The sequence below is a fragment of the Streptomyces murinus genome (assembly GCF_002154555.1).
Classification (GTDB): domain Bacteria; phylum Actinomycetota; class Actinomycetes; order Streptomycetales; family Streptomycetaceae; genus Streptomyces; species Streptomyces murinus.
Genome location: NZ_MUNF01001065.1, coordinates 1 through 645, shown reverse-complemented (window position 1 = coordinate 645; position 645 = coordinate 1). Strand labels below are relative to the sequence as shown.

The following is a 645-nucleotide window of genomic DNA, read 5'->3' as shown; positions in this document are numbered from 1 at the left end:
TCACGGGAGTGCACGATCACCGGCCGGTAGCCGCGCTCGCTCAAGGCCTGCTGCGTGGTCACGTCCGGCGCGGGCCACACCAGCAGCCGGCGCGGGTTGTCCAGCGGCTCCGGGGGCAGCTCGTCGTCCATCGGCTGCGGCCGGGGGGTGTCCGCCACCTCGACGGCACCGCCGGGACCGTCCAGCGGCTCCGGCCCCTCGCCTCGCCGGACGCCTCCTGGCGCGCGGCCGGATCGGGCGGTGTCCCGAGCTTGCGGCGCCGTCCGGAACCACCCGGCGTGTGCGGCGGCGGGGTGGCCTGCGTGACCTGCCGCGCGAACGGCACGCCCTGCCCGAGCGTGCGCACGCTGATGGCCCGGCCCTGGGTGGAGTCGGGGTCGTACGCGGGCACGCCCCCGCCGGCCTCGGCGGGCAGCGGCAACGGCTGGGCGGCGCGCGGCGGCCGAGCGGCCGGAAGGGGAGTGCCGGCCGCGGGGGTCGACGGCGGTACGGGCGCCCCGGCGACCGGGCTCGCGGCCCTCGCGGCCCTCGGGGGTACGGCGGTACCGGCGGCCGGGGTGGCCTGAGCCGACGGGGGCGCCGGTGACGCCTGAGGTGCCTGTGCTGCCTGCTGTGCTTGCGGCGACGGCGGTACGGGGGTGCCGG

General features: G+C 79.8%; 1 pseudogene. It reads right to left on the bottom strand.

The window, feature by feature from the left end:
* Positions 1-645: pseudogene (locus CCN72_RS41300) on the bottom strand (nickel transporter); the annotation flags it as partial.